We start from the raw sequence: 10,122 nt of genomic DNA on the forward strand, positions 1-10,122 counted from the left end.
GCTCGGGTTCGGCCTCGGGGTCGGGTTCGGGGGCGGCGTCGGGTTCGGACTCGGGGTCCGGGTCGGGCTCGGAATCGGTTCGCGATGAGGACGATCGGTTGCGGGCGGCGTTGCGGGCGGCGCGGTTGCTGGAGTGGGTGGACGGGCTGCCGGACGGGCTGGACACCCCGGTCGGCGAGTTCGGCGCCCGGCTCTCGGGCGGCCAGCGGCAGCGGCTCGCGCTGGCCCGGGCACTGCTCGCCGACTTCCCGGTGCTGGTGCTGGACGAGCCGGCCGAGCATCTGGACCTGCCCACCGCCGACGCGCTGACCGCCGATCTGCTGGCGGCCACCGAGGGCCGGACCACCGTGCTGATCACCCACCGGCTGGCCGGGCTGGCCGAAGCGGTGGACGAGGTGATCGTGCTGGCTGACGGCCGTACCGTGCAGCGCGGCTCGTACGAGGACCTGGCGGCGGTGGACGGACCGTTCCGGCGCATGCTCGATCGGGAGGGCGTTGGGGGAGCGCTGGTGGCCTGAGGGACGCGGCCGGCGGCTCTCCCCCTTGCGCTCCGGGTGCCGGGTACACTGAGCGGCTTTTCCCGGCAAAAGGTACTTATTAGGCTCGCCTGCATGGCAGCCATGGCAACTCCGCAGGGCCCGCAGCAGCCGTCCGGCGGTTCGGGTACGCCGCTCCCTCCGGGCGAGGAGCGGTATCCGGAGCCGGACCAGCCGGATACGCGCGCCGGGCAGTCCGTGCCGGACTCCTTGGACGCCGCCACCGAGGTGACCCGCGGTCTGCGGGGGCTCTCCAGCGAGCTGACCGCACGGGTTCCGGGGTTGCTGGAGGCGATGCGGACCATCGGCAGCGAGCTGGACGTGCAGGCGGTGCTGGGCCGGATCGTCCGTACCGCGGCGGAGTTCGCGGACGCCGGACGGGCGGCCATCGGGGTGTTCGACCCGCGCGGGCGGGGGCTGGTCGACCTGGTCACCCACGGGGTGCCGGACGTCGACCGGGCGCGGCTGGCGGCGGCCTTGCTGCCGGACCGCCCGCCAGAGGGAGCCGAGCCGGGGGCCGTCCCCTCCGAATCCCCGGGGGCCTCAGGCCCCGCTGAAGCCTCAGGCCCACCCCAACCCCCAAAGTCCTCCGCCGCGCCATCCGAGCCCTGCCCCGCCGACTGGTTGCTGGTGCCGATCCGGGTGCAGGGCGAGCGGTACGGGCAGCTGTGTCTGGCCGGGAAGCGCGGTGGCGACAGGTTCAGCGAGGCCGACCTCGGCATGGCGAAGGTGCTGGCCACCGAGGCCGGGATCGCCATCGGCAACGCGCGGCTCCATGCGGCGGCCCGGCAGCGGGAGCGCTGGATCGACGGTTCGGTCGCCGTCACCACCGCCCTGCTCTCCGGCGGTGACGTGGAGGACGCGCTGCTGGTCGTCGCGGAGCAGGCCCGCCGGCTCGCGGAGTCGACGGCCGGCATCGTGCTCGTACCGGAGGAGAACGGCGGGCTGGAGATCGTCGCCGCGAACGCCGACGACCCGTCGGGCCTCATCGGTACGGTCGTCTCCCCCCAGGCCGCGATCGTGCCCCGGCTGCTGGCCGGCGAACCGGTCTTCACCGACGACTCGGCCACCGACCCGCGCATGACCACCAGCGTCTCCGCGCGCTACGGCCCGAACATGATGCTGCCGCTGCGGAGCGGGGACCGGGTGCTGGGCATCCTCGCGACCCCGCGCCGCCGCGGCGACCGCCCGTTCACCGCTCACGAGCGCACCCTGGCCACCCAGTTCGCCGCCCAGGCAGCACTGGCGCTGGTCCTCGCCGAGGCGCAGCGCGACCGGGAGCGGCTGGCGGTGTACGAAGACCGCGACCGGATCGCCCGTGACCTGCACGATCTGGTCATCCAGCGGCTGTTCGCGACCGGGATGATGCTGGAGAGCGCGCAGCGCCAGGCCGTGGCGGAAGAGGTGCGGCAGCAGATCGGGCAGGCCGTCGGGGAACTGGACGCGACCATCCAGGAGGTGCGGACCGCGATCTTCGCGCTCCAGCAGGGTCCGGCGGAGGCGCCGTCCGGGCTGCGTACCCGGGTGCTGCGGGAGGTCGGGACCGCGGCGGTACCGCTGGGCTTCCAGCCTTCGGTGAGCTTTCTGGGCGCGGTGGACGCCAGGGTCGGGGAGATGACCGCGAAGAACCTGGTCGCGGCCTTGCGGGAGGCGCTGTCCAACGCCTTCCGGCATGCCCGGGCGGAACGTATCGAGGTGACCGTGGACGCCACGGCCATCCTCCCGGACGGGCGGGACGCGGTGCGGCTGACCGTGGCGGACGACGGGGTGGGCATCGTGGCCGGCGGCCGCCGCAGCGGGCTGCGCAACCTGGCCCGCCGGGCGGAGGCCCTGGGCGGCTCCTGCACCTACGGCCCGGGGCTCGGCGAGGGAGGCGGCGGCACCACGGTGGTCTGGGAGGCGGCGCTCTAGGTCCGGCGCCACACCCCTATGCCCCCACCGCAGTGTGCGGGGAAGGGAGCCGCTGTCGGGCTGACGGCTGCTGACGGGGGTGGGGGCTGGGCCACCTGGCGGGGACGCGTACTCCGAACGGTGCCAGACACGCCCCCGGGCGGGCGCGTCTGGCACAGATGTACGGGGTGGCGGGTGACCATCCCCCCCATGAGTCTTCCGTTCCGCGGGCGTCGGCTCGCCGCCCGCACCGTGTGCTCCGCCGGGGTGGTGCTGCTGTGCGCGCTGCCCGCGCCCGGCGCCGCCTTCGCGGTGGACGGCCGGGCGGGCGCGGGGGGCGTGTCAGGGCGTACCCCGGAGCGCGCCGCCCGGCTGAGCGCTGAAGTGGTGCGGCTGAACGGGCAGGTGGCGCGGGACACGGCAGCGTACGAGCGGGATCGCCGTCTGGCCCGTACGCGGCACGCGCAGGCCGCGCGCACCCACCAGGCCCTGCGCCGGGAGCGGCGTACCGTCGCCCGGCTGCGGAAGGCCGCCGGGCGGCTGGCCCGGGAGCAGTACCGCTACGGCGCGCTGCCGACGGCCCTGCACATGCTGAACGTCTTCGACCCCGGCGACCAGGCGCGCGCCGCCCGGGATCGCGCCCTGGTCAGCCGACTGGTGGCGGCCACCGAGGACGTCCACCGGCTGGCCCGGCGGGCACGGGCCACCACGACCGCCGCCCGGGTGCTCGACGACCGGGCGAGGCGGTTCGCCGGCGAGCGGCGTGAGGCCGAACGGCGGCTGGCCGGGGCCCGCGCGAGCCTGCACCGGATGGCCTCCCAGGCGGTGCGCGGCGGTCACTGCCTGGTGCCCGAGGCCGCGGGCCGCCACCCGGGACGGCCCTTCGCGGACGCGCCCCGGCTGCCGGCGCAGCGGCGGAAGGCGGAGCCCGCGCCGAAGCCCGGATCGCGCCCGGAGGCGCCCCGGCCGACGTGGCGGTACGGCGCGCCGTTCGACATCCGGGTGCCGTTCGGCGTTCCCGTCCCCTTCGCGCTCCCGGTGGTGCCACTGCTGACCGCCCCGGCGGTGACCGGCGCGGAGACCGGGATCGGGGGCGTCGCCTCGGGCGGCGAGGGTGCCTCCGGGGTGGTCGCACCGCCCTGGGGCGCTGGGACGGTCCTCGACGGGGGATGGGGTGTCGGGGCCTACGGCTTCGGCGTACCCCGCATGAGCGCACCGCGCGGCAGCGGTGGGAGAGCGGGCGGCGAGGGACGGCCCGCATCCGCGCCGCCCGGTGACGGGGGATCGGCGGCCGCACTCGGGGTCGGCCGCCCCTCCACGGACGGCGGGGCCCCGCCCGACGACGGATTTCCGAGCGGCCTGCGCCACGCCGGCCGCTCCGGGATCCCGTTGCCGGGTGGGGACCGGCCGACCCATCTCGTGGACGGCACCCGGGACGTACCGGGTGCCGACCGCACGGAAGCGGCTGCCGCCAGGGCGTCCAGGTCTTCCAGAGCGCCCAGGTCAACCGGGGTGTTCGGGATGTTCGGGGTTTCTCGGGGGCCCGGGGTTTCCGGGGTCTCCCGGGTGCCGGGGGTCTCGGCGGTCTTCGGGGCCTCCCGGGTGCCGGCCCCCCGCGCCGCGGCGGCCGACGGGACCGGCCGGCAGCGTGGCGAGGAGCCGGGGCGCTGGACGCGGCCGGTGGCCTCCTACCGGCTGTCCGCCGGGTATGGGGGCTCCGGCAGCCACTGGGCTCACCGGCACACCGGCCAGGACTTCGCGGTGCCGGTCGGCACCCCGGTACGGGCCGTGGGGCGGGGCGAGGTGGTCTCGGTGGAGTGCCGGGGCCCCTTCGGGATGAGCGTGGTGCTGCGGCACCCGGACGGTGCCCACACCCAGTACGCCCATCTCTCCACGGTGCTGGTGGCCCCGGGGGACCGGGTACGGGCCGGGGAGTGGGTGGCCCTCTCCGGGGACACCGGAAACTCGACCGGCCCGCATCTGCACTTCGAGGTGCGCCGCACCCCCGCCTTCGGCACCGCGGTGGATCCGGTGCCCTGGCTGCGCCGTCACGGGGTGCGGCTCCGCTCGAGCGTCCCGGACGGATTTGGCCGATAGTGTCGGGTACGGCCGATAGCGCCGGATGTCGGACAGGCCTGACGGTGCTGGTGTGGCCGAGGGTGTCGGCCACGAGCGGCGGCCCGGCCGAGCCAGCGGGCCGCGGACCGGCAGCCCCGGCCGGGGAGCGGACCGCGGGCTTCCGGACGTCAGCCGGCCAGGATGCGCTCGATGACCACCGCGACCCCGTCCTCGTAGTTGGTCTCGGTGCGGTGGGTGGTCGCGGCCAGCACCGCGGGGTGGGCGTTGCCCATGGCGTAGGAGGTGCCCGCCCAGCTCAGCATCTCCAGGTCGTTCGGCATGTCGCCGAAGGCCACCACCTCGGCCGGGGCGATGCCGCGCTCGGCGCAGCAGCGGGCCAGGGTGCTGGCCTTGCTGACGCCCAGGCCGCTGATCTCCAGCAGCGCGGTGGGGCTGGAGCGGGTGAAGGTCGCGTGGTGACCCGCGATGGAGCGGGCGAGCTCCAGGAACGCGTCGGGGGCCATCTCCGGGTGGTGTGCCAGCAGCTTGAGGATCGGGTGGTGGGCGTACTCGTTGCCGTCCGCGAGAAGCTTCTCCACCGGGGCGATGGTCGCTCCGGGCTCGAACTGGAAGGGCGGGTAGCCGGGCTCGTAGTGCACCCCGCTGCTCCGGTCGACCGCGAAGGAGACGCCGGGCGCGGCCTCGCGCAGGGCCGCTGCCACGGACAGCGCGTCCACGGGGGCCAGCGAACGCACGTCGATCAGCCGTCCGCCGTCCCGCAGGTCGACCACGGCCGCGCCGTTGCCGCAGATGGCGAGGCCGTGGCCGTGTACGTGCTCGCTGACCACACCCATCCAGCGAGCCGGGCGGCCGGTGACGAAGAACACCTCGATCCCGGCCCGCTCGGCGGCGGCCAGCGCGGCGACGGTCCGCTCGGAGACCGTCTTGTCGTCGCGCAGCAGGGTGCCGTCGAGGTCGGTGGCGATCAGCCGGACGGCGGCGGGGGCACCGCTCCCGGCCGCCGGGCGGTTCATGGCCAGGCTGTCCATGGCCGGGGACTCGGGCTGCTCGGTAGCTGAGGTCACCGCACCATCCTCCCGCATATGCCAGGCACGAGTGCGTGACAGGGCGCACGTATGAGCCAGCGCCGGGGCCGGCCTTCCCGTGCCGTCTGGCACCCGCGGGATCGACCCCTCGGCCGACTGTTCGGGCGGCCCGCCCCGTCGGTTCGCCGGTTCCCGCGCCCGGTGGCGGCGGAGCGCCCGGCCTGGTGCCTGACCGGACACCATGCCGGGCGCATCGGTGATCAGGCGAGCTGGGCCAGGGCCTCGGTGGCGATCTTCTCGAAGACGGTCTGGTCAGCGGCGAAGACCGAGTCGGGGATCGGCCAGTGGATCACGATCTCGGTGAAGCCGAGCTCCTGGTGGCGGCCGGCGAAGTCCACGAAGGCGTCCAGGGACGCCAGCGGGCGGCCGAGGTCCGGGGTGAAGCCGGTGAGCAGGATCTTGTCGAGCTCGGCCACGTCCCGGCCGGTCTCCGCGCACGCCGCGGCGAGCTTCTCGGTCTGGACGCGGATCGCCGCCACCGACTGCTCGGGGGTGTCCTCCCTGCTCAGCTTGGGGTCGCCGGTGGTCACCCATGCCTGCCCGTACCGGGCGGTCAGGCGCAGGCCGCGCGGGCCGGTGGCCGCGACCGCGAACGGCAGTCGGGGCCGCTGGAGGCAGCCGGGGATGTTGCGGGCCTCCACGGCGGCGTAGAAGGTGCCCGGCGCGGAGACCGCGTCCTGGCTCAGCAGCCGGTCGAGCAGCGGCACGAACTCGGCGAACCGGTCGGCCCGCTCACGCGGCGTCCACGCCTCCTGACCCAGGGCGGTGGCGTCGAAACCGTTTCCGCCGGCACCGATGCCGAGGGTGACCCGGCCACCGGAGATGTCGTCGAGCGAGATCAGCTCCTTGGCGAGCGTCACCGGGTGTCTGAAATTGGGCGAAGTGACCAGGGTGCCCAGACGCAGCCGCTCGGTGGCGGTGGCGGCGGCGGTGAGGGTGGGCAGGGCGCCGAACCAGGGGCGGTCCCGGAAGGTCCGCCAGGAGAGGTGGTCATAGGTGTACGCGGCGTGGAAACCGAGCTCCTCGGCCCCCTGCCACTTCGCCCGGCCGCCCTGGTGCCAACGGTCGACGGGAAGGATCACGGTGCTCAGACGCAAGCTCATGGCCATGAGCCTACGTCCCCCGAGCGCGCCGTCCGGAGCCCTTCGGCCCGGCCGCTGTTCCCCCGGCGGCCCGGCGAATCCCCGTTCGCGCGGGGCGACGGATCCCCTTCGGGGGCGGCCGATCCCTCTCCCGCGGGGCGATGGCTCCTCCCCGTGCTGGGGAGCCCCGCACCCGCGGTCCGGCGGCCCCTCCTCTGTGGCCCGGTGGCCCCTCCCCCGCGGAGCGGCGGTCCCGCACCTGTGGAACGGCGGGCCCCTTCCCGCCGAGCGGCGGCTCCTCCCCCGGGCGGCCCGGCAGTCCCGCACCTGTGGAACGGCGGGCCCCTTCCGGCCGAGCGGCGGCTCCTCCCCTGCGGCCCGGCGGTCCCGCACCTGCGGAACGGCGGGCCCCTTCCTGACGGGCGGCGGCTCCTCCCCTGCGGAGACGAAGGTCCGTCCCCCGGGAGCGAGGGCGTAAATGGGGGTGAAAGGTGCAGAATCGAGGGTGGAGGTGGGTACTGATGGCACGTACCCGTTACGCCCCTGACCGGGGTCTGGCGACTCGTATGGTCACCACGATGTTTCTGATCGGGCTGCTCTACGTGGTCCTGGTCGGCGGGCTGATGGTGCTGCTGCGCGGCGCCTGGCCGGTGGTCCTGCTGTTCGCGGGCGGACTCTTCATCGCCCAGTTCTGGTTCAGCGACCGGATCGCGGCGTTCAGTATGGGCGCCCGCGAGGTCACCCCGGAACAGGCGCCGGAGCTGCACGGCGCGGTGGACCGGTTGTGCGCCCTGGCCGATATGCCCAAGCCGCGGGTGGCGATCGCGGACACCGACGTACCGAATGCCTTCGCCACCGGGCGCAACCAGAAGAACGCCCTGGTCTGCGCCACCACCGGGCTGCTGCGACGGCTGGAACCGGACGAGCTGGAGGGTGTGCTGTCACACGAGCTCTCCCATGTGGCGCACCGCGACGTGGCGGTGATGACCATCGCCTCCTTCCTCGGCGTGCTGGCCGGAATGATCACCCGAGTGGGTCTCTGGGGCGGCTTCGGCCGCGGCAACCGGGACAACAACACCGCCATCCTGATGCTGCTGATCCCTCTGGTCAGCGCGGTCGTCTACTGCGTCAGCTTCCTGCTCACCCGGCTGCTGTCCCGCTACCGCGAGCTGTCCGCCGACCGGGCCGGGGCGCTGCTCACCGGACGGCCCTCGGCGCTCGCGTCGGCGCTCACCAAGGTGACCGGGCAGATGGCCCGGATCCCGACCCGGGACCTGCGCCAGGCCGAGGCCTTCAACGCCTTCTACTTCGTTCCCGCCTTCTCCGGCGAGAGCCTGGCGCGGCTGCTCTCCTCGCACCCCACCCTGGAGCAGCGGCTGGACCAGCTCGGCCGGATCTCCGTCCAGCTCGGAAGGGGCTGAGCAGGTGGGTTTCCTGGACGTCATCCTGGGCCGCAGCAAACCGGTACGTCCCGACCTCGACCAGCTCTTCGCCCTGCCCTCGGCCGCCATCACGCTCCAGGCGGGCGCCGGGTTCACCCCGACCGGCCAGGGCTCGGTGTGCTTCGCCAGCGTCGAGGGCGGGGCCTTCGAACAGCTCCGGAAGGACGTGGAGGACCTCCTTGACGCCGATACGGACCGGGGCGGCGTGCCGGTGGAGTTCAGCCGGGACGGCTACGGCTACACCTGGCTGCTCGCCCGGCAGCCCCCGGATGACACCGCCGCCCTCGTCAACGATCTGCACGCGGTCAACAGCGGCCTTCAGGACAGCGGGTTCGGCCCGCAACTGCTCTGCTCGCTGATGGGTTTCCGCGATCCCGAGGGGCGGACCCTGGCGCTGGTCTACCTCTACAAACGGGGCACCTTCTACCCGTTCGCGCCGCTGCCAGGCGGTGTGGAGAAACGCGACAACGCCCTGGAACTCCAGATCAGGTCGCTGCTCACGGACGACCTGCGGATCGAGCAGGACCTTTCCCGCTGGTTCCCGGTCTGGGGCGCACCGGGTCTGTGAGTCCGCGGCCGGACGAGCCCGGGAACAGCCCGGTCACCCCGCCCGGCGGTCACCCCGTCCGGCGGTCACCCCGTCCGGCGGTTCGGCCCGGTGGCGGGCGGCGAGCGCGTCCATGGTGCGGGCTCGCACCTCGCGGTCCGCCGCGGCGGCGATGAACTCCGCGAGGCCGGCCTCCCCGACCAGTGCCCGTACCGTCTCCACGGTCCCCGCCGGCAACGCGATCACCTCCGACACCGCCCCAGCCACGCCACCGGTGCCGGCACCGACCCCCGTACCCGGGCCGCGACGATCCGCACCCCCACCAGCACATGGGCCCACACCCGCGATCGGGCCCAGACCTGCGTCCACGCCGCCACCCGCGACCGAGCTCACGTCCACATCCGGACCCCCAGCCGGTGCCGTGCCGGAAGTGGTCCCCGGGGCTGGCGCCGTGTCCGTACCAGCCCCCGCCGGTGCCGTGTCCGTACCGGTCCCCGCGGCCGGTGCCGCGCCCCAGGCGTCGGTCTTCGCGCCCTCCGGAACACCCTTGCCCGCTTCCGGCGCCGCAGGGGTGTCGGCGACGAACTCGGCCAGGCGGCTCCGTACATAGCGGGTGGCCAGAGTGCGCATGGCGCGGGCCAGTTCGGCCTCGACGGTCTGCTGGGCCAGTGGGCGCAGCCGGCGTACCAGGTCGGCTGCTTCGGTCACCTCGGCTTCGGTGGGCCGGTGGTCCAGATAGCGCTGGAAGACGTGCTCGGTGGTGAAGTCCAGGAAACGGCCCGCGATGTGCTCCACCTGGCCGCGCAGCTCCCGCAGGTGGTCGGTGACGGCCGGGAGCGGGATGCCCGCGGCATGCAGCTCCGCGGCGACCGCCAGCTCGGCCGGGCTGGGCACCAGGAACTCGCCCGAGCGGCCGGGCACCGGCTCCAGCACCCCCAGCTCCACGGCGTCCGCTATCACGCTGTCATCGGCCGCACCGCCGAACCGCTCGGCCAGCTCGGCATGGGTGACGGGCACCGCCTCCTCGCTGCTCCACGGCCCGCCCACCTCGGCGACCAGGCCCAGCACCCCGCCCAGACCGCGCCCCGCGTCCCATGCCTCCAGCAGTTCCTTGATGCTGGCCAAGGTGTAGCCCCGGTCCAGCAACTCGGCTATCTGCCGTAGCCGGGCCAGATGAGCGTCGCCATAGACGTTCGCCCGGCCGCGCCGCTCCGGGCGGGGCAGCAGTCCGCGGTCCTGGTAGGCGCGGATGGTGCGGACCGTGGCCCCGCTGCGGTGCGCCAGATCCTCGATCCGGTACTCCGCCCCGGCACCCGTGACCCCCCCTCCGGAATCCGCGACCACCGCGTCGGCACTCACCGCTGCCGCCCCGGCCCGCGTCGCCTCCTCGCCCGGTGCGGTCGGCGCCGCCTCCCGAGGCTGTCTCTTATACACAGCTGACGCTGCCGACGATCGCATAAG

General features: G+C 74.5%; 7 protein-coding genes and 1 pseudogene. 5 read left to right on the forward strand and 3 right to left on the reverse strand.

Annotated features, from left to right (window positions below):
- Positions 1–89: 89 nt before the first annotated feature.
- The 3 genes and pseudogenes from E4099_RS22820 to E4099_RS35230 form a co-directional block, all read left to right on the forward strand.
- Positions 90–518 (forward strand): annotated as a pseudogene (locus E4099_RS22820) (ATP-binding cassette domain-containing protein); the annotation flags it as partial.
- Between the two features lie 102 nt (positions 519–620).
- On the forward strand, positions 621–2,447 hold the full coding sequence (locus E4099_RS22825; protein WP_135340986.1) for a GAF domain-containing sensor histidine kinase: 1,827 nt from the start codon (positions 621–623) through the stop codon (positions 2,445–2,447).
- A gap of 189 nt (positions 2,448–2,636) precedes the next feature.
- The gene (locus tag E4099_RS35230; protein WP_386390222.1) at positions 2,637–4,523 is read left to right on the forward strand and encodes a peptidoglycan DD-metalloendopeptidase family protein; all 1,887 of its coding nucleotides are present in this window, start codon (positions 2,637–2,639) and stop codon (positions 4,521–4,523) included.
- Positions 4,524–4,672: 149 nt separating this feature from the next.
- On the opposite strand, the gene E4099_RS22835 is transcribed toward E4099_RS35230, so the two are convergent.
- Positions 4,673–5,587, reverse strand: a complete 915-nt coding sequence (locus E4099_RS22835) for an HAD-IIB family hydrolase (RefSeq protein ID WP_135340982.1) — start codon at positions 5,585–5,587, stop codon at positions 4,673–4,675.
- 203 nt (positions 5,588–5,790) lie between these two features.
- Positions 5,791–6,693, reverse strand: coding sequence for an LLM class flavin-dependent oxidoreductase (locus tag E4099_RS22840; RefSeq protein WP_135340983.1), 903 nt, complete (start codon positions 6,691–6,693; stop codon positions 5,791–5,793).
- A 500-nt stretch (positions 6,694–7,193) separates the two neighbouring features.
- Here E4099_RS22840 and htpX point away from each other — a divergent pair, with 500 nt between their 5' ends.
- Positions 7,194–8,093: a zinc metalloprotease HtpX gene (gene htpX, locus E4099_RS22845; protein WP_135340984.1), complete on the forward strand. Its 900-nt coding sequence runs from the start codon at positions 7,194–7,196 to the stop codon at positions 8,091–8,093.
- A gap of 4 nt (positions 8,094–8,097) precedes the next feature.
- The gene (gene pspAB, locus E4099_RS22850; RefSeq protein WP_135340985.1) at positions 8,098–8,682 is read left to right on the forward strand and encodes a PspA-associated protein PspAB; all 585 of its coding nucleotides are present in this window, start codon (positions 8,098–8,100) and stop codon (positions 8,680–8,682) included.
- Between the two features lie 33 nt (positions 8,683–8,715).
- On the opposite strand, the gene E4099_RS22855 is transcribed toward pspAB, so the two are convergent.
- On the reverse strand, positions 8,716–10,020 hold the full coding sequence (locus E4099_RS22855) for a MerR family transcriptional regulator (protein WP_245245096.1): 1,305 nt from the start codon (positions 10,018–10,020) through the stop codon (positions 8,716–8,718).
- Positions 10,021–10,122 lie beyond the last annotated feature (102 nt).

It is taken from the genome of Streptomyces palmae (genome assembly GCF_004684805.1).
In the GTDB taxonomy this organism is placed as follows: Bacteria; Actinomycetota; Actinomycetes; order Streptomycetales; family Streptomycetaceae; genus Streptomyces; species Streptomyces palmae.